Below are 24,669 nucleotides of genomic sequence, written 5' to 3'. Positions count from 1 at the left end.
GGCGCGCCTCCGTCAGGCTCGAAGACATGACCGACATTCTCGACAGAATTGAAGCCTATAAGCGCACCGAAATCTCCGAGGCCAAGGTGCGCATGCCGCTCGCGACGCTGGAGCGCAATGTGCGCGACCACGATCCGCCGCGCGGCTTCGTCCATGCGATCGAGGCGAAGCTCGCCCAGCGCCGCATCGCGCTGATCGCGGAAGTGAAGAAGGCGTCGCCCTCCAAAGGCGTCATTCGCGAGGATTTCGATCCCCCCAAGCTCGCCAAGGCCTATGAGAAAGCCGGAGCCGCCTGTCTCTCCGTGCTGACCGACGGCCCCTCCTTCGACGGCAAGCTCGAAGATCTGGAAGCGGCCCGCAGGGCGACGCATCTTCCGGCGATCCGCAAGGACTTCCTCTTCGATCCCTATCAGGTGTTCGAGGCGCGCGCCTATGGCGCGGACTGCATCCTCATCATCATGGCGGCCGTCAACGACGAAGAGGCCAAGGCGCTCAACACCGCCGCGCACGACCTGCGCATGGACGTGCTGGTCGAAATCCACGACGAGCGCGAACTCGACCGCGCCCTCGCGCTCGAGACGCGGCTGATTGGCATCAACAACAGGAATCTGCACGATTTTTCGGTATCTCTCGAAACCAGCGAGCGACTCGCCGAGAAGGTGCCGCACGACAAGATCGTCGTCGCCGAGAGCGGCATCATGACTCATGACGACTGTCTGCGTCTGGAGAAGTCGCGCATTTTCACTTTCCTCGTCGGCGAGAGCCTGATGCGGCAGGAGGATGTCGAGGCGGCGACGAAACAATTGCTCAATGGCTGAGCCTCATGAACCAAACTGGCGTCCACCAATAAAAACGACGATTGAGACAATCGGTCGCTCAACCGACCTCACAGGGGCTCGAAGGGCGTTTTACCTCGGTGGTTAACAAATTGTTGCCCTGAAATCTCTCGATTGTTCAGCGGTTTAATCCAAAGGATCAAAACCGCGCGATTCGTCCGACACGTACGTTAAAGCTTTCAACACCGGACCCGCCTGATTGTGGACAGCGACACAGGCCGAGGGGTTCATGTCCGCACGATCTTTGACTGAGCCGAGCGAAATCGGCGCGCAGCCGTCGACTATTCGCGTCGACCTGGCGGGGCGCTTCATGTTGCCGTCGAAGCGGGAGCATGACTGCCAGATCGTGGCGATGTCGACGACCGAAATGCGGGTCGCGTCTGACGCGACGCCGCGCCTCGGCGATCAGGTGATCGTCTATATCGCAGAGCTCGGCCGCTTCGAAGGCGTGGTCGAACGGCACGAAGACGACGGATTTTCCCTCGGAATGACCCTCCCGCCGCTCAAATACGAAAAGCTGGCGGACCAACTCCAAGGTCTCGCCAGTCGCGGCGATGATTTGGACCCGCAGATCGCCCGCCGTCATAAGCGCTTCGTGCCCTTGACGCGGGTGACGACGGTTCGCTTGCCGAACGGCAAGGAGCGCATGGCGCGGATCAACGATCTCTCCGCCTCTGGCGTGAATGTCGAATTCAATTTCGCCGTTTCGAAAATGAATATTCCCGAGGGCGGGAAGATTTTCATCGGCTCGAAATCGGCGACGGTCCTTCGAACCTTCGAAGGAGGATTCGTCGCCGAATTCGACGACGCCTTCGAAGAGGAAAGCGTCAACGAACGCACCACGCTGTAGCGCGCTCGTCGCGAAAGCCCCGCTTTCCGCCCTCTTGTCTTGCGCGGCTCAAAAGCGCAAAAGCGCCCGCATGACAAAGCTCACCCATCTCTCCGCGGCCGGCGACGCCCATATGGTCGACATTTCCGCCAAAGCGGACGCCACGCGCGTGGCGCGGGCGCGCGGCCGCGTCGCGATGGCGCCGGAGACGCTGGCGCTCGCCATTGCCGGTCAGGCGAAGAAGGGCGACGTCTTCGGCGTCGCGCGCATCGCCGCCATCATGGCGGCGAAAAAGACGAGCGACCTCATCCCTCTCTGTCACCCCCTGCCCCTGACGCGCGTCGCCGTGGAGATCGCGCCCGACGAAGCGCTCCCCGGCCTTCGGGTCGAGGTCGAAGCGGGCGTCACCGGCAAGACCGGCGTCGAGATGGAGGCGTTAACCGCCGTCTCCGTCGCATGTCTCACCATCTACGACATGCTGAAGGCCGTCGATCGCGCCATGCGCATCGAGGGCGTGGAGCTTGTCTCCAAGGAGGGCGGCAAGAGCGGCGACTGGCGGCGGGAAGATAAGTGAAAATCACACAGCCGTCATTGCGAGCATTTTTTTCGAAGTCGGGTATACCCGACTTCGCGGAAACGCGAAGCAATGACGGGGAGGCCGGAAATGTCCGATAACAAGCTCCTCGCCGTCGACGACGCCCTCGCTCGCGTGCTCGCCGGCGCGACGCGCCTGGGCGAGGAAACCGTCGCGCTCGCAGATGCGCGCGGCCGTACGCTCTCGCGCGATCTCGTCGCGCGGCGCACCCAGCCGCCGGTCGACGTCTCGGCCATGGACGGCTATGCGGTCCACGTCGCCGATCTGGCGCGGGGGCCCGTCAAGATTGTCGGCGAGAGCGCGGCGGGCCACGGCTACGGGGCGCCGCTCGGACCCGGCGAGGCGGTGCGCATCTTCACCGGAGCCCCCGTGCCTGATGGCGCCGACGCCATCCTGCTGCAGGAGGACGCCGAAGTCGAAGCCGGCAATGGCGGCGTCAAGCCCGGCGCCAGCGCCGGCAATCACATCCGTACGGCCGGCCTCGATTTCCGGGAAGGCGCCGCCGCGCTCTTCGCCGGAACGCGGCTCGGCTTCGCGGAACTGGCGCTCGCCGCCGCCATGAACCACGCCATGCTCCCGGTCGCGCGCCGCCCGCGCGTCGCGCTGCTCGCCGCGGGAGACGAACTCGTGCCGCCCGGCGCAGAGCCCGGCCCGTCGCAGATCATTTCGACCAATAACTTCGCCGTGGCTGCGATCGCCGAAGAAGCGGGGGCGGAGGTGATCGATTTCGGCATTTTCCGCGACGACCTCGCCGAACTCGAACGCGCGATCGGAATCGCGCGCGAGGCGCAGGCCGACATTCTCGTCACGCTTGGCGGCGCTTCTGTCGGCGACCGCGACTTGCTGCGCCCGGCGCTCGCACGTCAGGGCATGACGCTCGACTTCTGGAAGATTGCGATGCGGCCCGGCAAGCCGCTCATTTCCGGGCGCCTCGGCGACGCGCATATTCTCGGCCTGCCCGGCAATCCGGTGGCGTCCATCGTCTGCGCGCTCGTCTTCCTCGCGCCGCTGATCCGCGCCTTGCAGGGCGACCCCGGGTCGGGCGCCGACCCGACCGAAACCGCCATCGCCGGCGCGGACCTCCCGGCCAATAAGGGCCGGCGCGACTATATGCGCGCGACGCTCGCCAAGGACGCGGAAGGCCGCCTCGTCGCGACGCCGATGCCCATGCAGGATTCCTCGCTGCTGACGGAGCTGGCTCGGTCGCAGGCTTTGCTCATCCGCGAACCCGGCGACGCGCCGCTGCCGGCGGGCGCGCCCTGCCGCATCTGGCGGCTGTAAGGACAAAGCGATCAGGTGAAGGTTTCCTCATCCTGAGGAGCGCGCGAAGCTCGCGTCTCGAAGGACGAGGAACCTTCATTTGCCGAAATCTGGCGCGCGCCCTCGTGCTTCGAGACGCCACCTTCGGCGGCTCCTCAGCATGAGGGCGAGGACTGTCGATCTTCACCCGGCTGCTCTGAAGAACTGGACCGCCGCCCGTGACTTTGGCGCTGCAACATGGCAAAGAGGCGTCCGTCCGCCGCTCAAGAATCGCGCAACGGGAGCCTGCCCATGTCCGTCATCGATTCCGTTCGCAAAGTCCTCGTGCCGATTCATCCAGAGGGCTATGTCTTCATTGCGGGTTTCGCCGTCGCCGCCTTCGTGCTCGACTGGATTTCCCCCACGCTGGGCTGGATCGGCTTCATCGCTACGGCCTGGTGCGTCTATTTCTTCCGCGATCCGCCGCGCGTCACGCCGCTCAAGGACGGGCTCGTCGTCTCGCCGGCCGACGGCGTGATCTGTTCGATCGGTTTCTTCCTGCCGCCGCCGGAGCTCGGCATGGGGGCGGAGCCGCTGCAACGCATCTCCGTCTTCATGAGCGTCTTCGACGTCCATGTGAACCGCACGCCCGTCACCGGACGGATCGCGAAGATCGCCTACAAGCCCGGTCTCTTCGTCAACGCCGATCTCGACAAGGCGTCCGAGGACAATGAGCGCAACGGCCTCGTCATCGAGACGCCGCGCGGCCGCTTCGGCGTCGTGCAGATCGCGGGCCTCGTTGCGCGCCGCATCGTCTGCTTCGCCAAGGAAGGCGAGAGCCTCGGCGTCGGCGAGCGTTTCGGCCTTATCCGCTTCGGCTCGCGCGTGGACGTCTATATGCCGTCATCCGCCCGCGCCATGGTGGCGGTCGGCGCGCGCGCCATCGCCGGCGAGACGGTCCTCGCCGACCTCACGGCGGATGCGCCCACGCTGACCTTCAAGACGGGCTGAGGCGAGAACGCACATGAGCGACGACCAGGGTTTCCAGCTATCGCCTATGGAGCTGCGGCGGCTGCGCTTCCGCAACATTCCCATCCGCGTGGTGCTGCCCAATCTCGTGACGCTGCTGGCGCTCTGCATGGGCCTCACGGCCATCCGCTACGCCATCGAGGAAGACTTCGTGAAGGCCGTCACGGCGGTCATGGCGGCGGCGGTGCTCGACGGGCTCGACGGACGCCTCGCCCGCGCCATCAAGGGCACGTCGCGCTTCGGCGCCGAGCTGGATTCGCTTGCGGATTTCATCGATTTCGGCGTCGCGCCGGGCCTGCTGCTCTATCTCTGGGCGCTGCACGAGATCAAGGGTCTCGGCTGGTTCGCCGTGCTGGCCTTCGCCATCGCCGGCGCGCTGCGCCTCGCGCGCTTCAACGTGATGATGGACGATCCGAGCAAACCGGCGTGGCACGCGGAATTCTTTGTCGGCATGCCCGCGCCCGCCGGCGCCGTGACCGTGCTGCTGCCGCTCTATCTGCATTTCTCGGCGCTGGAGCTGCCGGCCTCCAAAGCCTTCGTGCCCTTCTACATCGTCTATGTCCTGGCCATCGCCTTCCTGATGGCGAGCACCATTCCGCATTTCTCGGGCAAGCGCATCGGCCGCATCCCGCGCGATCTGCTCATCCCCGTGCTCTTCGGCGTCGGCGTGACGGCTCTGCTGCTCGCGATCTATCCGATGGAGCTGCTGGCGGTGGTCAGCATCGGCTTCCTCGCCATGATCCCCTTCAGCGTGAAGCGCTACAATGCGCTGGCGAAGGCGGAGGCGGAGAAGGCGGAGGGAAGCGCAGGAGCGAGCTAAGGCCGCTTTGGAACGTATCGGACCGACGGCAAATCCTTGAAGTGCGCGTCGCAAGTAAGAAGACTTGCATCGTAATCCAAAGCCGTCGCATAAACGATTGCGTCCGCAGTAGCCAGCTTGTGTTTCGCGCAAAACTCGGCGGCCGCCAGCGACAGCTTCGTATCAAGTGGCGCGACCAGGCAGAGTTGCGTGAATGCGATCACTTGATCGGCCTTGTCCTCGCCAACTTCCCTCACAAGCCATTTCGCGAGTTCAAGCTGAACGATCGTTGGCACAACCCATTCTTCGCGCGAGGGAATTTCCTCTTGAAGATCCCGCCCGGTCGAGGAGTCGATGAGCCATTCGATCCACGCCGATATGTCAACGACCAGCATCAATAGCGGTCTTTACGGTCGCGATAATCATCGGGCCTGGAGCCCTTCGCCAAGCCCCGCAGCGAGTCACGCTCCGGCACGGGAACCAGGAGCACCCCCGTCCCCTTTGGAATAAACGCAAACTACTGGCCCGCTTTCCATTTGCGCGCTTCGCGGACCGCCTTGGGTATGGAAATCTGGAACTTTACCGACAGCGTCGCCGTATCTGACATCTTACGCCTGCCTACCGATTGCCTTTGCGTAAGATTTATCGCGCCTCAGTCAACACTTCAACGGCCCGCTACCGGCGGCAGCGGCGAGGTCTCCACCTTCTGCGCCACAGATGGAGGCGGCGGCGGGGTTTGGGGAACGCTCGTCGTTCCCGCGACCTCGTCGCCGCGAAAATCCGGGATCGCCATCTTGTCGGCGTCGCTCGCGCGCGGGGCGGCGATATGGGCGCCGATTTTCTTGACCACATCCGGCGCCTCGGCGAAGGCGCCGTGGCCGATATAGTCCGTCGAAAAGGACGAGATGTCGTGCACGGCGATTCCGAGACGGTCGAGTTCAGCCTTGTCCTCGGGCTTCGCCGGGTCCATCGCGCCAAGGCGCGGACGATCGCCGGCGATGCGCGAAGACAGCGCCAGCGCCCGGTCATTATTGGCGACGAAGATCGAGACGCGATGCGGATCGAGACGCGCGACCTGCTGGCGGAAAACGTTGAGATCGATGTCGGGATTGGCGAGCATCACCTCGCCGAGCTTGCCGTCGAGATCGGGATGGCCGGAAAGGGCGACGTCGCGCAGCGTCTCCATTGTGAGCCATGAGCCCATGGAATGCGCGAGAATATGCACGCGCCCGACGCCCGGCTCCCTGGCGAGCGCCAGTATGACCTTCTCCAGCGCGTCGCGCGAGACGGTCGCGGCCTCCTTGTCGGACTCGTAATTGAACAGGCCGCCGCGCGAATTCCAGGAGAAGAGCGCGGGAACGCCTGAAAAGCCGCCATCCGCCACGATCTGCGCCAGACGGAAACGCGCTTCGTCATGGCTCGTATTGAAGCCGTGCACATAGAGCAGAATGTCGCGCGAACTGCCGACGCGCCCCGAAAGATGCGTCGCAATCTCGTCGAAGAACTCCTCCTCGTCGAGATTGCGTTTGGAGAGAACGGTGAAATGGCGACGCCTGTCGGACTGCCCGAAGCTCGGCCGCTCGACGGCGCCCGGCCGGTGGTTCTGCGGCACGCCGACGGCTGTCAGCGAAAAATGCGGCCGCCCGTCATCGGTCGCACCCTCGCTGCGCCGCGTGGATGCGATGAAGAGCGGCACGCGATTGGGCTCGCCTTGCGGCCCCGAGACGAAGGAGGCGGCGTTGGTGATATGGCCGTCGACCGCGCGCATGCCGTCCGAGACGCAGCCCGAGAGAAGCGTCGCGGCGACAAGGGCTGTTAGTTTGAGCGAAGCTTTGCGCAATTACGGATCCAGCGCGACCGGGATTTTTTGCACAGTTACGTTCCCGAAGACGTCCCCGCCGGAAATTGTTCTTACCCGAGAAAGCGTCGAAAGCGGGGCGATCATGCCGCGCCGCACACTGAAAAGTTGAGACATTCAGTTAACAACTTGCAAATTTGCCGCACTTGCGCGGCCGCGCCGAGGGTGCATAGTGCGCGGCCAAAAGAACAGGATAACGGGCAAGCAGGGTCATTTGCTCGGGCGCTGAGGGTGAGACAATCCCTCCCCTTTACGGGGAGGGCGGCCCCGCGAAAGCGGGGTCGGGTGGGTCAAACTCGATCCGCCGCCATCGCTCAAGCGAACCCCACCCGGCGGTCTGCGACCCGCCGACCTCCCCGTAAAGGGGAGGTATCGGGCGCCGCTCTGGCGAAAGAGCTGTTTGCGCGGTCGTCTTACAAGGGAGAATGGCGCTCCTCGATGAGCGTCAGGAAACGCGATGCGGATCAGAATTTTGGGTTCGGGCGCCGGAGGCGGCTTCCCGCAATGGAACTGCAATTGCGCCAATTGCCGCGCGGTGCGCGCCGGCGCGCCGGGTTTTTCGCCGCGCACGCAATCGTCTCTCGCCGTCTCCGCCGACGGCGCCAATTGGATCCTGCTCAATGCCTCGCCCGATCTGCGCGAACAGATCGCCGCCGCGCCCGAGCTCGCGCCCGCTGAAGGCGATCCCGTCCGCGCGAGCCCGATCAAGGCCGTGGCGCTCACCAATGGCGACGTCGACCACGTCGCGGGCCTTTTGAATCTGCGCGAAGCGCAGCCTTTCAGCGTCTATGCCGCCGGCCGCGTACTGCAGGCGCTCGGCGCCAATCCGATCTTCACCATCCTTCAGACGCAGCTCGTGCCGCGCATCGAATTGCGCATGGATGAAACGATCCCGCTCAAAGGCGCCGGCGTCGATCTCGGCCTCACGATCCGCGCCTTCCCGGTGCCGGGCAAGATCGCGCTCTATCTCGAGGACAAGAACGCGCCGAATTTCGGCACGAGCGCCGGCGACACGCTCGGCTTCGAGATCGCCGAGACGAAGACGGGCAAGTCCTTCTTTTACGTTCCCGGCTGCGCGAAAGTCGACGAGGCTCTCGCCAATCGCCTGCGCGGCGCGGCGCTCGTCTTCTTCGACGGCACGCTCTATCACGAGAACGAGATGATCGAGCAGGGCCTGCTCGGCAAGACAGGCTCGCGCATGGGCCACATCAATATGAGCGGCGAGGACGGCTCCGTCGCCGCCTTCGCGACTTTGGACGTCGCGCGCAAGATCTATGTGCACATCAACAATTCGAACCCGGTTCTCGACGCCGACTCCAGGCAGCGCGCCGATGTCAATGCGGCGGGCTGGGAGATCGGGGCGGACGGCATGGAGGTGACGCTATGAACCAGATCGTGACCGATTGGCGCGATGCCGCGCCGCTTTCACGCGCCGATTTCGAAGCCGCGATCCGCAATGTCGGCGTCGAGCGCTATCACGACAAGCACGAGTTCCATAAGCTGCTGCATGGCGGCAAGCTCGCCAAGCATCAGGTCGCCGCCTGGGCGCTCAACCGCTACTGCTATCAGGAGGCCGTTCCGCGCAAGGACGCGGCCTTCATGAGCCGCGTGCATGACCGCGAGCTGCGCCGCGAATGGATCCATCGCATCCACGACCATGACGGCCTCGGCGAGGAAGGCGGTGGCATCGAGCGCTGGCTGGTGCTCACCGACGCGCTCGGCTTTCCGCGCGACTATGTGACGTCGCGCCGCGGCGCCCTGCCCGCCACCAAATTCGCCGTCGAAGCCTATGTGCGCTTCGTCGTGGAGCAGCCGCTCGTCATCGCGGTCGCATCGTCGCTGACCGAACTTTTCGCGCCCTCCATCCATCGCGAGCGCATCGTCGGGATGCTGGAGAATTACAATTTCGTCGACGACCATGTGATGGCCTATTTCAAGCGCCGTCTCTCACAGGCGCCGCGCGACTCCGAATTCGCGCTCGCTTATGTGCTGGACAACGCCCGCACGCGCGAGGAGCAGGAAGCCTGCGTCGCGGCGGTGCGCTTCAAATGCGACGTCTTGTGGGCGCAGCTCGACGCCTTACATCACGCTTACGTCACGCCGGGGCTGATCCCGCCGGGCGCGTGGCGGCCGGGGGAATGAGCAGGCACCCACCGTCATTGCGAGCGAAGCGAAGCAATCCAGAGCCACAATAGCTGCCCCTGGATTGCTTCGCTTCGCGCGCAATGACGGAAAAGGAGCGGGCGACGCGGCGCCAGTAAGACCGGGTTAAGAATGACGACTTCTCGCTACATCATCGGCCCGGACTCCCGCCCCGCTTTCACGCGCTATGCACGGCTGCATGACGACCGCGCGCGTCAACGCACCGTCATTCTCGCGCCCGAGCGCGCCTATGAGCTCGACCCGATCGGCCTCATTGTCCTGAAGGCCATCGATGGCGAGACGACCATCGCCGAGCTTTGCGCGCGTCTGGCGGCGCAATACAAGGCGCCGCTCGACGTCATTACGCGCGACGTCACGAACCTGCTGCAGGGTCTCGCCGACAAGCGGCTGCTGCGCGACGGCGTCGATCTTTTCTCGCCGCCCAAGCTCTCCGATTTCGCGTCGTCCGTCGCGCCCTTCGCAGGCGGGCCGGCGGGGCTGCTCGCCGAGCTGACGCATCGCTGCCCGCTTCAATGCCCTTACTGCTCCAATCCGCTGGAGCTCGAGAAATCCAATGTCGAGATGACGGCGGCGCAATGGGGCGAGACGTTTCGTCAGGCGGCCTCGATCGGCGCGCTGCAACTGCATCTTTCCGGCGGCGAACCCACGGCGCGGCGCGATCTCGAAGAGATACTGACTTACGCCGTCGAAGCGGGGCTCTATACGAATCTGGTCACGTCGGCCGTGCTGCTGACGCGCGAGAAGCTGGAGCGCCTCGCGCGGATCGGCCTCGACCATGTGCAGGTCTCGATACAGGACGTGGTTCCGGAAAGCGCCGACCGCATCTCGGCCTTCGAGGGCGGCGTCCCGAAGAAGCGCGACGTCGCGCGCTGGACGCGCGAACTCGGCATGGGCCTCACCATCAACGCGCCGATGCACCGCCAGAACATCGCGCATCTGCCGCAGATCATAGACTTCGCCGTCGAGGTCGACGCGCAGCGCATCGAGATCGCGCATATCCAATATTACGCCTGGGCGCAGGAGAACCGCGCGGCGCTGATCCCCACGCGCGAGACGTTCATGGAGACGGTCGGTATTGTCGACGCGGCGAAGAAGCGATTGCAGGGCGTGCTCAATTTCGACTTCGTCATCCACGATCACTACGCCACGCGGCCGAAGCAATGCACGGGCGGCTGGGGCCGATCGATCATGGTCGTCACGCCCTCCGGCAAGGCCCTGCCCTGCCACGCGGCGCAGACCATTCCGCATCTGACTTTCGACGACGTGCGCACGCGTGACCTCGGCGACATCTGGCGCAACGGCGCCGCCTTCAACGCCTATCGCGGCGTAGAGTGGATGAAAGAGCCGTGCAGAAGCTGCGATCGCCGCGAGATCGACTATGGCGGCTGTCGTTGTCAGGCGCTGGCGGTGGCGGGAGACGCGGCGGCGACCGACCCCGCCTGCCATCTCTCGCCCGACCATGCGCGCTTCGCCGCCTTCGCCGAGACGGAGTCGCACGCGCCGCCGCCAGCTTACATTTACCGACGTTTCGGCGGCGCGCCGCAGAGCGCGCCCGCAGAGGAATCTGTGTAATCTCAACTCGTCATTGCGAGGAGCATATGCGACGAAGCAATCCAGAGCGTCGTTCGGACTCCGGATTGCCTCGCTTCGCTCGCAAATACGAGCGGCTTGGCTGACTTTAATTCAACTGCGCGGCGCGCGGCCTATCGCGCGGATCGATATAGTCGATCTTCCACGGCCCCGTTCCGCTCACCTGTATCACCGCGTCTTCATTGATCGCGATCCAGTGGCTCATGCCGGCCGGGGCGGCGAAGAAATCGCCCGCATGGACGAAGGCCTCGGAACGCGGATCGAGCCGCTGGCCTTCGCCGTAACGGAGCACGCCCGAGATTACGGTGATGGTTTCCAGATCCGGATGCTTATGCGCCGCGACCTGATAACCCGCCGGCGCCCGCAGCCGCACGACGAAGGGGCCGGACGACATGGGATCGCCGTAGAGCACCGCGACTTCGGCGCCGCTCGGCAGATCTGACGGGGCTGGCCGCCAATCGAGTCCGTCGGCGCGGCGAAGGCCGCTGACATCCGCCAGCGCGGCGCCGCCAAAGGCGCAAAGGGCGCCGATCGTGAGTGCAATGGACCGCATAGGCTTCGCCTCCTCGATTTCGAGTGGAAGCGCGCATTGTGTGAGAGCTGGCGCGCGCTGTCGGCCCCTCGCCCCATTTAGGGCGCCGCGGCGGCGGCGTCCGATACCCTTCGGATTTTTCTAACGCGGTAACCAAAGAGCAACTTACCGCAGGCATATTTAACTCGTCTCGCGGAGTTAACAGTTTGTTTTGCATAAGCGTCGCGTAACGGAGTCCAAGGCATGAAGTCGCGGGATACACTTGTCCGCCTGAAACGCTTTCAAGCGGAAGAAAAGCGCCGGCGCGTCGTGCAGCTCAACACCATGATTGCGGAATTTACGCGCATGTCGAACGATCTCGACCGCGAAATCTCGCATGAAGAGCAGCGCGCCAACATTTCTGACCCCAATCATTTCGCCTATCCGACCTACGCCCGCGCCGCGCGCGCGCGGCGCGACAACATTGTTGCCTCACTCAACGAATTGCGCGGTCAGCTGGAAGAGGCGGAAGCCCAGTTCAAGGAAGCAGGCGAAGAGCTCGCCAAGGCGCAGAGCCAGGAAGCCCGCGATCGCGGCGCCGAACGCATGATCGACGTGATGGTCGAGCGTCGCCAGACGGAAATGCCGCACGCTTTTCGCCGGGGGGTTTGAAGCCCTTCGCTCACCGCCGTCATTGCAATGACGGTGAAAAGTCCCGAACGAGCCGAGCCGCGGCCTTAAAACATCCGCCAATAAAGTTTTCGACCCGGCGCGCGGAGCCATATCCCAAAGCGCCGCCGGGGACGAACATCGACGGGCGCGCCGGCGAGAAGCTGGCGCGTAACGTCGTTTACGGGCCAAGCGAAGCGCCGCAGAACAACCCCGGGCCGCGCGGCCGCGACAAAGGCCATTTCAAAACGCGCGAGATCGCCGATCCAGCCGGGACTCAGCTTGCGCGACGTCAGCAGCCGCGCAAGCGCCGCGGCGTCGGCGCGGTGGCGGCCCGGCGGTGGCGGCCCGACGATCGCCTCGCGCGACAGCCTGTCGAAATCGGGACCGAGCGCCTTCGCCGTAAGCGGCAGAACCTTGCGCGCGTCGAGCGCGCGCTTGCCGAGAAGGCAGCGCGCAAATTCCTCGACCTCGCCTTTGTCCAGCGCGGCGAGCGCCGTCGCCTCATCCTCGGATAAGTCAAAGCCCCTCAGCGTCCTTTGCGGATCGTCGAAAAAGGCGCGGCGCAGATCGGCGTCCGTGAAGAGGCGCGCGAGCAGCGCCTGCGTCTGCATCAGCCCCATCGGCCGCATTTCTCCAGTGAGGCGCGGGCGCGCGCGACTTCATCGAGCAGCTCGCTGAAAGGCGGCAGGCGCTCGTCGCGCTCCAGGATCGCGCCCCTCACCGGCGCGCGCGCGACGATGCGGTCATAGAGATCCCAGACGGCTTCGCTCGTCGGGGAGTCGTGGCTGTCGATCAGGACGCCGTCGCGCCAGCGCCCGCCCGCATAATGGATCTGCACGAGTCGGTCCCAGGGCCAGCGCTCGAAAGTCGCATCGATGTCGATCCCGTGATTGACCGCGTTCGTATAGAGATTGGCGACGTCGCAAAGCCAGAAGCAACCCGTCGCGTCGAGCGCCCGCGTCAGGAATTCGGGTTCGTCCATCTCCGCGCCGGGCACGCGCACGACCGTCGTAATATTTTCGATGACGAGCGGCGCCTTGATGCGCTTGCGCGCCGTCTCGACATTGCGCGCGACGATGTCGATCGCTTCCCGCGTATATGGCAGCGCCGCGAGATGGCCGATATCCACGCCGCCCGCGCGGGTGAAGCAGAGATGCTCGCTCCACCAGGGCGGATCGACGCGTGCGATCAGCGCCGCGACTCTGTCGAGATAGGCAGGGTCGATCCCTTCCGCGGAGCCGATGGAAAGATCGAGCCCATGAGCCACGATGGGAAAATGCGCGCGCAGAAGATCGAGTTCGCGGAGCTTCTCGGGCGACGCGCTGAAATAGTGGTCGGCGATGATCTCCAGAAAATCGACGCGGGCGCGGTTGGCGAAAAGATCGGCGCGGAAGGCCGGCCGATAGCCGATGCCGGAGCCGAGAGCGGGCGCGTCAATCACCGCCGCCGCAGCCGCCGCAACCACTACCGCCATCGCTGCTGCCGCAGGAGCTGCCGCAGCTCGAACCGCAGCTTCCGCCGCCGCCATCCCCGGACGCCCGCTTGAAATGCTCGGCGAAGGCGGCGTCGGCGGTGCCTTTCAAGACGGAGAAACCGTAGAGCCCGATCAGGAACAGAGAGGCGCCTTCGAAGGCCTTGACCGGCGCCGGCGCGCCGACTTCCTGCAGCCGCTCTTCGAGGCGGGATTTATAGGCGAGCTTCATCGCGTCGAGATAAGCGCGGCCGCGACGGCTCGCATGGCTGCGCGTCGCGACGTAGCACATCACGAAAAGGCCGATCACCGCGGCGGCGCAGAGGAAGACGAGATACCAGACGTTCTTGTGTCCCGTATTCAGCGCGACATAGATCTTCGCGCCGGCGAGACCGACGAGAATGAGCGCGCCGAATATTTGCACGCGCGTCCGCCAGATCTTCACCGATTCGGGCTTCACGAGATTTTCCGCCGCAAGCCTGTCATGCGCGGGCCGCAGCGCCGCCGCCAATTCCTGCCGTTGCGTGCGATTGGCGAAGAGCTCATGGGCCTTCGGCCTGGCCTGGATGGACTCCAGGACGCGGCTTTCCATGGCGTCGAGCGCGCCCGGCTCCGGACGCTTCGCGGTCGGCGCAACTCGATCGTCGGAACCCAGCGCCGCATAGCCGCGCTGGACAAGGTCATAGACGATCATGCGGATGACCTGGTTCACGCCGCCCTGCAGAAAGGCGACATCGACAGGGTCCGGATTCTGCGGCACGGCCGGCGGCGCGTTTCCCGTCCTGTCCGCGAAATGGATGACGAGCCAGCCCGCGGCGAGCACGAGGATCGCGACGAGGCCGAAAACGTTCAGGAAATCCGGTCCCGGGAGATTGAGAACGTCGAGGCTCCGCAACATCGCCCTTCCCCTTTTAAGCTTCGAGGTCGTGCACGAGCCGGCGCGCCTGCAGGGTGGCGACGGCGAGCACGGCCATGCCGATCGCCTGATGGGCGAGCGCCAGCAGAAGATGCGGCGTCCCCGCATATGGCGGCTCGACGAGCAGCAACGTCGCTATGCCCAGGGCGATCTGCCCGACAATATGCCCGAAAACGATGACCGCGCCGGTCCGCGCCCGGCCGCCGGCGTTCATCCCCGCGTCGATCAGATGTAGCGCCGCGAGGACGAAGATCACATAGGCGATCATGCGGTGGAAGAATTGCGCGGTGATGGGCGTGTCGAAAATATTCGACCACCACGGCTCTTTCGGGAAAAGCGCGTCCACAGGGGGGATGAAGGCGCCGCCGATCAGCGGCCAGGTGTTCTCGACAAGCCCCGCCCGCAGCCCGGCGACGATGCCGCCCATGAAAAGCTGCACGAAGACGATTGCGAGAAGCAGCAAGCCCGTCGCGCGCAGCCGCCCGACATGGTCATGCGCGCTCGACTCGCGGCGCGGACCGAGGCCGCCGGCCACCCAGAGGCAGGACGAGAAGATAAAGGCGGCGATGATCAGATGGATCGCCAGCCGCTCCTGCGCGACTTCGGTGCGATGCGCGAGGCCGGAGGACACCATCCACCAGCCGACGCCGCCCTGTAGCAAGCCCAGCGCCAGAATGAAGACGAGCTTCGGCTTCACGGCGGAAGGCAGCCGCTTCGTCGCCCAGAACCAGACGAGCGGAACCGCGAAGACGACGCCGATCAGGCGTCCGAGCAGGCGATGCGCCCACTCCCAGGCGTAGATGAACCGGAATCCGGAAAGGTCCATCTCCGGAAACAGCTCCTTATATTGCGGTATCTTCTTGTAGTCCTCGAAGGCGTCCATCCACTCCTTCTCGGAGAGCGGCGGGATGACGCCGGTCACGGGCTTCCATTCGACGATCGAGAGGCCGGATTCGGTCAGCCGCGTCGCGCCGCCGACGAGCACCATCAAAAAGACGAGGGCCGCGACGATCCAGAGCCAGTTGCGCACGCCGACCGCGTTCGCCTCCGTGGCGCGATGCTTCACCTCGGGAACGGGATGCGGAAAGAGAAGCCAGTCTTCCATAAGCTTCGCCCAGGGTTTGTCTGTCCCGGCAGTTAAGGGATGCGGCCGACCCTTGTCCACACCTTGCGCGGCGCTCGCCGGTTTAGCGCCAGATTTTGGGCTGAAAGGAAATCCCGCCGCGATGTAAGAATGACCGCAGGTTGAGTCGGGGACGGACGGTGGCCGCCAGAGGCGCTTTATCCAGGGAAGAGATCGCCACGCTTCGCACCATTGGCGAAGTCGCGGAGCATCTCGACCTGCCGCAGCACGTGCTGCGCTTCTGGGAGACGCGCTTTAAAGAGATCGACCCCGTCAAACGCGCCGGCGGCCGCCGCTTCTACCGCCCGCGCGACATCGAACTCGTCGAGGCGATCCGCCACCTGCTCTATCGCGAGGGCTATACGATCAAGGGGGTGCAGCGCATCCTCAAGGAGCAGGGCGTCGAGGGCGTCATCGCCGATGTGCGCCGCCGCCAGAGCGGCGAATCGACGCCCGCCCCCGCCCCGCCGGAGCCCGTTCAGAACACGCCGCCGGAACCGGCGTCCCGGGTCGAATCGACGGCCGGGCCTTTCACTCCTCCGCCGTCGCGCTTCGCCGAACAGGCTTCGCTCGATCTGCCCGAGCCCGAGCCCCAGACCTTCGCATCCGAGGCGCCGGATGTCGAAGCCGCGCCGATTTTCGAGCCGTCTTCCGAGATTCCCGGAGTCGCGCCCGATTCCTCGGAGCCGATTCCGGTCGCGCCCCCCGTCTTCAATGCGCCCGTCGTCGTGACGCGCCGGTTGGATCAGGAACAGGCCCAGCTCCTGCGCGGGGCTCTCGCCGAGATCGAGGAGTGCAAAAGGCTCCTGAATCTCACGCGGCGTTAGCCCGTTGCCAGAGCGCCCGCGCCTCTCTATAAGGGCGCGCAGTCGGAGTGTAGCGCAGCCCGGTTAGCGCACTTGTCTGGGGGACAAGGGGTCGTGGGTTCGAATCCCGCCACTCCGACCATTTTCAAACCAGGTCGATTTCCATCTGGCCAATCTCGTCGGCGCTCTCCGCTCGGGCTTCGCAAATTCCGGCGCGCGGAAAGAGCCTCGAGGCGGCGCGCATATGACGCGAAGAACAGCCGTTTCGGAAATGCAGAACGCCCCGCCGCGACGGACGCGGTCGGAGCGTTTCCTCGTCCGGCGGGATGCGGCGATCACGCCTTTTTGAGGAATTCCGTCCTCAAGACGAGATCCTTGATCTTTTCAGCGCGGCATTCGACCTCCGCCGGATCGCCGGTGAGGCGGATATTCTTGATCAAAGTTCCGCGCTTCAGGGTCGTAGACGTGCCCTTCACCTTCAGGTCTTTTATCAACGTGACGGAGTCGCCGTCCTTTAGCTCCGTTCCGTTGCTGTCCCGCACAGTCTCTGTCATTTCTTCTCCGAAGTTTGACCAAAAGCGGTTGCGAAAAACGCCCCGCGCTTACGTCCGGCGTCAGTTGTTTTTCGCGCAAGGCGCGCCGGCGAGAACCGGGGCAAGCTAGCGCGGGCGAGTCCACAAATTCAAGGCTGAGTTTCCACGCGCGAACTCTCGCGCCGTCATCGCTGTGCGGAACCTTCTGCGCGGCGCGACGCTTCTGCGTCTATGAGCAAAATTATCGTGATCGCCGCCTCCGCCGGCGGGCTGGAGCCGCTGCGACGCATCGTCGCGGCGCTCCCATGCGCGTTCCCATCGTCAATTTTCATTGTCGTCCATATCGGCGACCATCGAAGCGACCTCCCTCAAATTCTCTCCTGGTCTTCCAGGCTGAACGTCGCCTTCGCTAAGCATGATCGGCCCATCCGACCGGGCCATATTTACGTCGCCCCGCCCGGCCAGCACATGGTTCTGGAGGCGGGGCGCATCAGGCTGAACCGTGGTCCGAAAGTGCATCACACTCGACCTGCCGCAGACCCCCTCTTCATCTCGGCGGCAAAGGCTTATGGAAAATCCGTTATCGGCGTCGTCCTGAGCGGCGGGGACAGTGACGGGGCCGAGGGACTGCGCGTCATAAAGGAGCATGGCGGCTGCGTCGTCGTTCAAAAGCCAGAAGAATCCTTCAACCCCTCTATGCCCGCGACGGCGATCGCGAGAGATCATCCGGACGCATGTTTGTCCGTCGCTGACATCGCGAGGTTCCTGCAAGCGTACGGGAGCGAACCGACAAGGACAGGCCACAGCCTCGTTGATCGGAAATAGCCGCTCCCATCGCTACAGCCACGCTTTTCCGGGCGTCATTGGCGTGAAAGACTTGCCTCCGGCCAAAGATGTGCGGGGGAGCGGTTAGTGACGTCACGGCCAGCGGAAGGCGACGACTCCTTATCTTTCCTCATGCGGTCTTTCGCCCAAATATATTGGGAAACCGAGGCTGACGGCGCCGTCGTCGCGGACAGTCCGAGTTGGCGCAAATATACGGGTCAAACCGTTGAAGAACGGCTTGGCGATGGATGGCTCAAAGCGATTTATCCGGAAGACCGCGCGGATGCGGAGAAGGAATGGCGCGCGGCGATTGCCGGCGTCCGCAGATACGACGCGACATACCGGCTGAAACATTGCGGCGGCGGCTGGCGCTGGACGGACGTCCACGCCGTTCCTTATCTCGACTCGGCCCGGTCGGTTCGCAAATGGGTTGGGATGCATATCGACGTCGACGCAAGAAAACGCGCCGAGATCGCCTTGCGCGAGCGCGAGGCCAGACTTCTGCTCGCGCAGGACTTCGCAAAAGTTGGAATGTGGTTCTGGGACCGGACGACGAACCAGACGACCTTCAACCCCACTTATTTCGAACTTTACGGGCTGCCGCAGAACGCTCCGCACCAATATGAGGACTTCCTCGCTCTGGTGCATCCGGAAGACCGCGACAAGGTCGACGCGCGAATGAAAGCTGCGCTTGCCGGCAAGGCGCCGTTTATGGCCGAATATCGCGTCCGCCGCGCCAATGATCGCGCGGAGCTATGGATCACGGCCAAGGGCAAGGCCGAGTTCGACGCGGCGGGAAGGCCCATCTGCGTGTCGGGCGTCGCCTATGACGTGACGGAGCGCATGCGCGTTGAGACGATCTTGCGGGAACGCGAGGCGTTGTTGCGAGATCAGGCGGCGGCGCTCGAGAGCGCCATAGACGACGCGCCGCTGAATCAGACGCTCGGCGCATTGAGCCGCATGGTCGTCCGAGCGCTTGGCGACGAGACGCGAGCGGCCTTTTACCTCTCTGAAGACGATAATTTAACGTTGCGCCATATCGTCGGCATGCCGGACGCCTACGCCCGCGCCGTCGCCGGCTTCAAGATTGGACCGGAGTCCCTGGCTTGCGGCCTCGCGACCTATTCCGGAGAACCCGTTCTAACCGCCGACGTCTCGACGGATGAACGATGGGCGCCGTGGCGGTGGCTGGCCGAGCGCTTCGATTACCGCGGGTGCTGGAGTTTCCCGATCAACACCGAGGCGGGAAGATTCGTGGGCACACTCGCGATCTATTTCCGCGCGCCTCACGAAGTCAATGAGCGCGACGTCGATCTCGCCAGGATCATCACGCGGACAGCCTCGATCATCATTTCGCACCACATGCAGACGGAGGCGCGGGCGCGGGCGGAGGCGGCGCTGCGCCAGAGCGAGTCGCAGCAGGCGTTTCTGCTGACGCTGAGCGACGGCCTGCGACATTTGTCCGACGCGGCCGGCATTCGAGAGAACGCCGCGCGGCTGCTTCGAGCGCACCTTGGTTGCGATCGCGTCGTTTACGTCGAAACCGTCGAGGATGAGGAAACAGTGCTTTGCACGGCGGAGGACGTCGCCCCGGGTCTGGCGAGACTCCTCGGCGGAAGATTTCGCTTCGGCGATTTCGACGAAAGCAATCTCGACAAGCTTCGCGGCGGCGAGACAGTCGCGCATGCCGACCTGAAGACGGACGCGTCGCTTCGGACGCAACAGCAGGACGCGTTCGAAGCGCTTCAAATCCGCTCCTATGCGTGCACGCCGCTCGTGAAGGGAGACCGGTTTGTCGCCGCCCTCATCGCCCTCAACGCCACTCCCCATGTCTGGACGACGTCCGAACTCGACGCTTTGAAAGAAACCGCCGAGCGAACCTGGGCGGCCGTCGAGCGCGCCCGCGCCGAGACGGCGCTGCGCAACTCCGAGGAGAAATTCCGCATCCTCGCGAACACCGCCCCGGCGCTGATCTGGCACAACGGGCAAAACGGCGAGAATATCTACATAAACCAGTATTTCCTCGATTATACGGGCAGATCAGAGGACGAGGTGAGGGGCGAGGGATGGCGATCTCTGCTCGATCCCGATCACGCTCAAAACTATGTCGCCGATTATCTGGCCGCCGTGCGCGACCGACGCGGGTGGCGACGGCGCGATCGTATCCGACGCCATGACGGCCAATTGCGTTGGTTCGAAAACTATGCGCAGCCGCTATTGGGAGAAAATGGCGAATATTTCGGACATGTCGGCGTCTCCACCGAGATTGACGACCTCGTTCAGGCTCAGGCGGCCCTTGCAGGGGCGGCTCGGCGAAAAGACGAATTCATCGCAATGCTCGCGCATGAGCTGCGCAATCCGCTCGCGCCCATTCGCAGCGGTCTCGAGGTTCTGAGCAGAACGGAGCGCGCGGACCAACGCGAGGAGAAGATGATCGGCATCATGCAGCGTCAAACCGACCAAGTCGTCCGGCTCGTCGACGACCTGCTCGAAATTTCGAGGATCAGCCGCGGCAAAATCAAGTTGCGCAAGGAGACCATCGACGTCACGGCGGCGCTGCGCCTCGCCTTGGAGGCGAGCTTTCCGCTCATCGAAAAAGGCGGCCAGAAATGCGCCATAACGGAGCCGTCGGAGCCGCTTCTCGTTTTCGCCGACCGCGCGCGGCTGGTGCAGATTTTCACGAATCTCCTGAGCAACGCGGTGAAGTTCACGCCGCATGGCGGCGCGATCGACCTAATCGCGAAGCGAGACAATGACGAGGCTGTCATAACCGTCGAAGATGACGGACGCGGGATCTCCACGGAGCAGTTGCCACATATCTTTGACCTCTTCGCCCAGATCGACAGCCATGGGGATGGCGGCCTCGGAATCGGACTCGCTCTCGTCCGCAATCTCGTTCTGTTGCACGGCGGCTCGGTATCCGCCTGCAGCGACGGCCTTGGAATGGGAAGCAAATTCACCATACGCTTGCCGCTCGACATGGCGCATTCGCCCGTCGCCGACACTGGCCGTCCAGCCGATGCGAACCCGTCCAAGCGGGTGCTGGTGATCGACGACAACCGCGACGCCGCGGATGTTCTGTGCATCCTGCTGCAGGGCTTGGGCGCGACCGTGCGCGCCGCCTATGACGGGCGCAACGGCGCTGCGATCGTTCAAGAGTTTCTGCCGGACGTCGTCTTGCTGGATTTGGGAATGCCGGGGCTCGACGGATATGAGACGGCGTCGATCATCCGAAACCTGCCGGAAGGACGTGACGTTCGCCTCGTCGCCCTCACCGGCTGGGGGCAGGAAGACGCGCGTCTCAAAACCAAATCGGCGGGCTTCAACGCGCATATCACAAAGCCCGCATCCGTCGAGGCTCTGCGAGACCTTCTTTCAGAGCGGGACGAGAGATAAGCATCCCGGCGCAGCCGCGCTCGGGATGCTTCCGCTTTCCAAGGCTACTTCTTGTATTTCCGCACCATCATTTCGATCGCGGTCACGGATTCGGAAACATTGAGCCAATTCTCGGCCATTTCTTCCTTCTTGAATTCCTTGCCCAGATTGATGGGCGCGTCATGGCCCTGCAAGTGCAGGAAACAGGCCCATTTTCCGTTGAGCAATTGCTCCACGGTGACCTTCTCTTCGGCCATCGTCTTCTCCCTTACAAATTTTGGCGCGTTTGTCGGCAGGGCGCGCTTTGAGCGCCTTGCGCGGATATGAGAGCAATAAGCTTGCCGCCGCGCGCGAACCGCTGAAAATGCAATAAAAACAGAACGCCCCGCTCGCTTGTGACGGCGGGGCGCATTCCCGATCAATATGGACCGCCTCTGCTGGCGGGGCCCCTCACGGCGTCACATGAAGATGCCGATTCCGCCGCCCACGATCGCGCCGATGATCCCGGAGGAAAGGTAGCCCACCGCGCCGCTCGCGAGCAGGCCGCCGCCGATGGCGCCGAGGATCAGCGCGCCGACAGCGGCGAAAATATAGATCTTCGGAGTGACTTCGATTTCTTGCGCAGCCATCTTAGCGTCTCCAATTTTTGCTTTGTGGGGGGCGTTCGCGTCGAACGAATTCGCCCGGCTCCAAGTGGAAATCCGTCTCTCGTTTATTACAACGGATATTGGATGCGACAAAAAACCGCTATCTTGTAAAGATTTGGATTTATTGTGCGTAGTGCAGCCGCATCAAAGCGCCGCACCTAGATTATTATTTGACGATGATCAGCGCAACTGACAATAGGCAACATAATTATTATAATTGTTCGAAACAACTCTTCCCCAAGACGGATGCGACGCCGAGATGGATTCGGCGCATTGACGTGACCGCCTCAACGCGAAGAGCGCCGCACCGTTACGGCTTACAGCTTACTTTACCGGAGTTCCGGCAGCGCCAGCGGAGCGATCGAGCGCGAACAGCACGCCGAGCAAGGCGCCGAGCGGTCCGGTCACGAGCACGGCGATCAGGGCGATCTTTAACTCCATGCCGGGCCTGGAGCCGGCGAGAAGATCATAGGTCGCGGCGCCGAGACCGGCGCCGTCGAGATAGCCGATAACCAGGGCGATGAGGGAGGAGATGAGCTTCGGCATATTTGCGCTCCGCTCGAAAGCCTGCGCCCTGGAAATGACGCACGCGCGACATTCGTCGATGAGCGCGCGGCGCCAAAGCCGTCTCGCCCGTGCTTTTCTTCCCGCCGGCGACTTCTTTCGCATCGCCAACGAAACAGAATCAGACGCGCACGCAGGGCTTTGGGACGTCTGCGGTCAGTAGAGAGCCACTCAGGCGCAGGGCAATCGGATAAATGCTGGGCATGAGCCAATCCCTCCCCTTTACGGGGAGGGTGGCCCCGCCGGAAGGCGGGGTCGGGTGGGGTTAAACCCGCACCATCATTTATTGCATCGAGAGCCCCACCCGGCGGTCTTCGACCGCCGACCTCCCCGTAAAGGGGAGGTATTGGCGGCTAATCTCCGAGATTGTGGTTCACCCAATCGCCCTGGCTCAGCGCGTCTCCTTCTTCAGCGCCTCGCCGATCGGCTTGCCGCCGACGATGAGATCCTCGATCGCCCAGTCGCCGTCGAGGATCCGCACGACGACATAAGCGTCCTTTTCACGCGTATGTTCGGCATAGGCGCGCTCGGCGGCGGGCGCCTTCTCTTCTTCCATGAAATAGCGATCGAAAGGCAACGGCAGCACGTTGCCCGGATAGCCCCCCTCGACATTCAGCGTGAGATAGGGCGCGTCTTTCGGGGCCGACAAAGCCGCCTCGCCGAAACGGGCGAAGCCGTCCTCGCCCACGATGATCGGCGCATAGGCTTTGCCCGTGTAGCCGGAGGGGAAATCCTTCGGCAGCTGCGGCGCGATGTCGCGGAAGCTCAGGGCGACATATTTGCCGCGGAACGCGTCATAGGGGTCGACCGGCGCGGTCATGAATTTGAAGGCCCGCCCATGCGCGAAAGCGCGCTCCTGACGCCAGATCATGCTGGCGGGCGCGGCGAGCTGTATGAGGCAGACGACGACGAAGGCCGCCAGAATCCAGGCCCGCTTCATTGCGCCGCTCCGCGTTTGCGCAACATCAGGAGATTGGCGGCGAGGAAACCCGCGCCGATCAGGATGAAGGTGACGCCGCGCGCGACGAAGCCGATATCGGCGTCGAAGAAGCGGCAGAGAATGAGCGCGGAGAGAATCATCATCCCGGCGTTCATGGTTCCCAGCCTGTGCGAACGCAGCCCGGCGGCGAGAACCCCGACGCCCAAGCCAAAGACGTAGAGATTCATCAGCGCGACCGCCGCCCAGGGAGAGGCTTTGACCAGGAAGAAACTGATGATGGCGACAAGTGGAAGCGCGCCGAGCAGCGTCTGCGCCACCGCGCCGCGACGCAGCGCATCGCCCAGAAGCGCGAGACTGGCGATCAGCCAGCCGACGACGAGAACGAGACCCGCGCCGCCCGCGCTGTCGCCGTCATGGAGCCGCCAGAGGTCTTCGAAAGTGAGCGACAAGGCGAGCGCGACCGCGCCGAGCGCGCCGACCGTCTGAAGCGGCCGCTGTCGGGAAGACGCCGCCTCGCCCCACCATTTCTCGCCGGCCAGAAACAGCGTCGTCCAGAACGCGCTCTGCCAAATCTGCCAGCCATGGCCGAGCGAAAAGCGCTCCATCGAGAAGAAGAAGCCGATGGGAAGCGTCAAAGCGAGCGTCCAGCCGAACAGCGCCACCTTGGAGCGATAGCGCCCCTCTCTCATCTGGAGCAGCCACCAGGGCATGACGAGCGCCAGCAGACCCCAATAGCTCAGCAGTCTGGCGTCGCTGCGATGCCAGAAACCGCCAAGGTAGAGTCCGGCCCAGGTGACGATGGCGACAAGATAGAGCAGCGCGGGGAGCGTCGCATCCATCAGATAGGCGACCGGCAGACCGAGCAGCGCCCAGGTCAGCAGAAAATCCTCGAAGCTGCCGCCGAGATGATAGGTTTGCGCGACGAGGGCGATCGAACTGCCGATCGCCAGCGTCAGGAAGGTGCCGGCCCCCTCGCGCCATGCCGTGCTGTCGGCGCGCCGCAACAGGGTCCAGCCGCACAGCGCCTGCCCCGCAAGGAGCGGGATGAAGGAGAGGACCGTGCGCGTCGCGCGGCTCAGATCTTCCCAATTATGCGCGAGCAGCAGAATGATTCCGCCGCCGATCAGCGCCGCGCCGAGGATGCCGAAAAGAATCACGGCGCGGTTGCGGCCGCTCAGTTCGACCGCGCCGAAACGCCGATGAAGGCGCTCCGCCGCTTCGGCGTCGAGCACCCCGTCGCGCACGAGTTCGGGCAATTGGCCATACAGCCACGCCACATGCTTGCGGTCCTGCATGTCGAGACGCTCGGCTCCAATGTCGCTCGCCGGAGGCGGCGAGGCGTTCAGAG

Annotated in this window: 26 protein-coding genes, 1 tRNA gene and 1 pseudogene; 14 read left to right on the top strand and 14 right to left on the bottom strand. The window is 64.1% G+C overall.

The window, feature by feature from the left end; translation table 11 throughout:
• Nucleotides 1-26 precede the first annotated feature (26 nt).
• The 6 genes from trpC to pssA all read left to right on the top strand — a co-directional run bounded on the left by trpC (nt 27) and on the right by pssA (nt 5,348).
• Entirely contained in the window at nt 27-818 is a 792-nt protein-coding gene (trpC, locus tag MMG94_RS02660) for an indole-3-glycerol phosphate synthase TrpC (RefSeq protein WP_016920990.1), read from the top strand.
• A 247-nt stretch (nt 819-1,065) separates the two neighbouring features.
• Entirely contained in the window at nt 1,066-1,686 is a 621-nt protein-coding gene (locus tag MMG94_RS02655) for a PilZ domain-containing protein (protein WP_154420065.1), read from the top strand.
• A gap of 70 nt (nt 1,687-1,756) precedes the next feature.
• Entirely contained in the window at nt 1,757-2,239 is a 483-nt protein-coding gene (moaC, locus tag MMG94_RS02650) for a cyclic pyranopterin monophosphate synthase MoaC (RefSeq protein WP_016920988.1), read from the top strand.
• A 90-nt stretch (nt 2,240-2,329) separates the two neighbouring features.
• Nucleotides 2,330-3,541, top strand: coding sequence for a molybdopterin molybdotransferase MoeA (locus tag MMG94_RS02645; RefSeq protein ID WP_016920987.1), 1,212 nt, complete (start codon nt 2,330-2,332; stop codon nt 3,539-3,541).
• 270 nt (nt 3,542-3,811) lie between these two features.
• The gene (locus tag MMG94_RS02640; protein ID WP_016920986.1) at nt 3,812-4,510 is read left to right on the top strand and encodes a phosphatidylserine decarboxylase; all 699 of its coding nucleotides are present in this window, start codon (nt 3,812-3,814) and stop codon (nt 4,508-4,510) included.
• A 13-nt stretch (nt 4,511-4,523) separates the two neighbouring features.
• Nucleotides 4,524-5,348, top strand: a complete 825-nt coding sequence (pssA, locus tag MMG94_RS02635; RefSeq protein WP_026016401.1) for a CDP-diacylglycerol--serine O-phosphatidyltransferase — start codon at nt 4,524-4,526, stop codon at nt 5,346-5,348.
• Here pssA and MMG94_RS02630 read toward each other — a convergent pair.
• From MMG94_RS02630 to MMG94_RS02620, 3 genes and pseudogenes are all read right to left on the bottom strand, one after another.
• Nucleotides 5,345-5,722: a type II toxin-antitoxin system VapC family toxin gene (locus tag MMG94_RS02630; protein WP_016920984.1), complete on the bottom strand. Its 378-nt coding sequence runs from the start codon at nt 5,720-5,722 to the stop codon at nt 5,345-5,347. The two genes, pssA and MMG94_RS02630, sit on opposite strands and share 4 nt — an antisense overlap.
• A pseudogene (locus MMG94_RS02625) lies at nt 5,722-5,934 on the bottom strand (AbrB/MazE/SpoVT family DNA-binding domain-containing protein). The gene MMG94_RS02630 and the pseudogene MMG94_RS02625 overlap by 1 nt, the downstream one beginning before the upstream one ends.
• 57 nt (nt 5,935-5,991) lie before the next feature.
• A complete protein-coding gene (locus MMG94_RS02620) occupies nt 5,992-7,167 on the bottom strand; it encodes an alpha/beta hydrolase (RefSeq protein WP_016920983.1) in 1,176 nt (391 codons plus the stop codon).
• 475 nt (nt 7,168-7,642) lie between these two features.
• Here MMG94_RS02620 and pqqB point away from each other — a divergent pair, with 475 nt between their 5' ends.
• The 3 genes from pqqB (at nt 7,643) to pqqE (ending at nt 10,920) form a co-directional block, all read left to right on the top strand.
• Nucleotides 7,643-8,572, top strand: a complete 930-nt coding sequence (pqqB, locus tag MMG94_RS02615; protein ID WP_016920982.1) for a pyrroloquinoline quinone biosynthesis protein PqqB — start codon at nt 7,643-7,645, stop codon at nt 8,570-8,572.
• On the top strand, nt 8,569-9,327 hold the full coding sequence (gene pqqC / locus MMG94_RS02610) for a pyrroloquinoline-quinone synthase PqqC (RefSeq protein WP_016920981.1): 759 nt from the start codon (nt 8,569-8,571) through the stop codon (nt 9,325-9,327). Before pqqB ends, pqqC begins: the two co-directional genes overlap by 4 nt.
• Nucleotides 9,328-9,459: 132 nt before the next feature.
• Complete coding sequence (gene pqqE / locus MMG94_RS02605; RefSeq protein ID WP_016920980.1) at nt 9,460-10,920, top strand: pyrroloquinoline quinone biosynthesis protein PqqE; 1,461 nt, start codon at nt 9,460-9,462, stop codon at nt 10,918-10,920.
• Nucleotides 10,921-11,026: 106 nt separating this feature from the next.
• Here the strand turns inward: pqqE and MMG94_RS02600 are convergent, their stop codons facing one another.
• Nucleotides 11,027-11,491 (bottom strand): cupin domain-containing protein, encoded by a 465-nt coding sequence (locus MMG94_RS02600; protein ID WP_016920979.1) that lies wholly within the window; start codon nt 11,489-11,491, stop codon nt 11,027-11,029.
• Nucleotides 11,492-11,713: 222 nt separating this feature from the next.
• Here MMG94_RS02600 and MMG94_RS02595 point away from each other — a divergent pair, with 222 nt between their 5' ends.
• Entirely contained in the window at nt 11,714-12,121 is a 408-nt protein-coding gene (locus tag MMG94_RS02595; RefSeq protein ID WP_016920978.1) for a flagellar export protein FliJ, read from the top strand.
• 65 nt (nt 12,122-12,186) lie between these two features.
• Here MMG94_RS02595 and MMG94_RS02590 read toward each other — a convergent pair whose 3' ends face one another.
• From MMG94_RS02590 to MMG94_RS02575, 4 genes are read right to left on the bottom strand one after another with little or no spacing between them, the layout of a single operon-like run.
• Nucleotides 12,187-12,750, bottom strand: a complete 564-nt coding sequence (locus MMG94_RS02590; protein WP_016920977.1) for an Os1348 family NHLP clan protein — start codon at nt 12,748-12,750, stop codon at nt 12,187-12,189.
• A complete protein-coding gene (locus MMG94_RS02585) occupies nt 12,732-13,595 on the bottom strand; it encodes an MbnB/TglH/ChrH family RiPP precursor modification enzyme (protein WP_040579400.1) in 864 nt (287 codons plus the stop codon). Before MMG94_RS02585 ends, MMG94_RS02590 begins: the two co-directional genes overlap by 19 nt.
• Entirely contained in the window at nt 13,555-14,490 is a 936-nt protein-coding gene (locus tag MMG94_RS02580; protein ID WP_016920975.1) for a TIGR04222 domain-containing membrane protein, read from the bottom strand. Before MMG94_RS02580 ends, MMG94_RS02585 begins: the two co-directional genes overlap by 41 nt.
• 13 nt (nt 14,491-14,503) lie before the next feature.
• Nucleotides 14,504-15,613: a COX15/CtaA family protein gene (locus MMG94_RS02575; RefSeq protein ID WP_016920974.1), complete on the bottom strand. Its 1,110-nt coding sequence runs from the start codon at nt 15,611-15,613 to the stop codon at nt 14,504-14,506.
• Nucleotides 15,614-15,771: 158 nt separating this feature from the next.
• Here MMG94_RS02575 and MMG94_RS02570 point away from each other — a divergent pair, with 158 nt between their 5' ends.
• Both MMG94_RS02570 and MMG94_RS02565 read left to right on the top strand, forming a co-directional pair.
• Complete coding sequence (locus MMG94_RS02570; RefSeq protein WP_016920973.1) at nt 15,772-16,458, top strand: MerR family transcriptional regulator; 687 nt, start codon at nt 15,772-15,774, stop codon at nt 16,456-16,458.
• 43 nt (nt 16,459-16,501) lie between these two features.
• Nucleotides 16,502-16,579: transfer RNA gene (locus MMG94_RS02565), tRNA-Pro, on the top strand.
• Nucleotides 16,580-16,772: 193 nt separating this feature from the next.
• Here MMG94_RS02565 and MMG94_RS02560 read toward each other — a convergent pair.
• Nucleotides 16,773-16,991 carry an alkylphosphonate utilization protein gene (locus tag MMG94_RS02560; RefSeq protein WP_016920972.1) on the bottom strand — a complete coding sequence of 73 codons (219 nt, stop codon included), beginning with the start codon at nt 16,989-16,991 and terminating at the stop codon, nt 16,773-16,775.
• A 210-nt stretch (nt 16,992-17,201) separates the two neighbouring features.
• Between MMG94_RS02560 and MMG94_RS02555 the strand changes: the two genes are divergently transcribed.
• Together MMG94_RS02555 and MMG94_RS02550 are read left to right on the top strand one after the other, a co-directional pair.
• Entirely contained in the window at nt 17,202-17,795 is a 594-nt protein-coding gene (locus MMG94_RS02555; protein ID WP_016920971.1) for a chemotaxis protein CheB, read from the top strand.
• Between the two features lie 87 nt (nt 17,796-17,882).
• On the top strand, nt 17,883-21,191 hold the full coding sequence (locus tag MMG94_RS02550) for a PAS domain-containing protein (protein ID WP_154420066.1): 3,309 nt from the start codon (nt 17,883-17,885) through the stop codon (nt 21,189-21,191).
• Between the two features lie 44 nt (nt 21,192-21,235).
• Here the strand turns inward: MMG94_RS02550 and MMG94_RS02545 are convergent, their stop codons facing one another.
• From MMG94_RS02545 to MMG94_RS02525, 5 genes are all read right to left on the bottom strand, one after another.
• Nucleotides 21,236-21,427 (bottom strand): hypothetical protein, encoded by a 192-nt coding sequence (locus MMG94_RS02545; RefSeq protein ID WP_016920969.1) that lies wholly within the window; start codon nt 21,425-21,427, stop codon nt 21,236-21,238.
• Between the two features lie 201 nt (nt 21,428-21,628).
• Nucleotides 21,629-21,799 (bottom strand): hypothetical protein, encoded by a 171-nt coding sequence (locus MMG94_RS02540; protein WP_016920967.1) that lies wholly within the window; start codon nt 21,797-21,799, stop codon nt 21,629-21,631.
• A 342-nt stretch (nt 21,800-22,141) separates the two neighbouring features.
• Nucleotides 22,142-22,363: a hypothetical protein gene (locus MMG94_RS02535; protein ID WP_154420067.1), complete on the bottom strand. Its 222-nt coding sequence runs from the start codon at nt 22,361-22,363 to the stop codon at nt 22,142-22,144.
• A 409-nt stretch (nt 22,364-22,772) separates the two neighbouring features.
• Nucleotides 22,773-23,321 carry a GDYXXLXY domain-containing protein gene (locus tag MMG94_RS02530; protein WP_016922016.1) on the bottom strand — a complete coding sequence of 183 codons (549 nt, stop codon included), beginning with the start codon at nt 23,319-23,321 and terminating at the stop codon, nt 22,773-22,775.
• A complete protein-coding gene (locus MMG94_RS02525) occupies nt 23,318-24,616 on the bottom strand; it encodes a DUF2157 domain-containing protein (RefSeq protein ID WP_154420068.1) in 1,299 nt (432 codons plus the stop codon). The genes MMG94_RS02530 and MMG94_RS02525 overlap by 4 nt, the downstream gene beginning before the upstream one ends.
• Nucleotides 24,617-24,669 lie beyond the last annotated feature (53 nt).

Origin of the sequence: Methylocystis parvus OBBP (assembly GCF_027571405.1) — a bacterium.
Lineage (GTDB): Bacteria > Pseudomonadota > Alphaproteobacteria > Rhizobiales > Beijerinckiaceae > Methylocystis > Methylocystis parva.
This window is presented reverse-complemented; position numbering and strand designations above follow the sequence as displayed.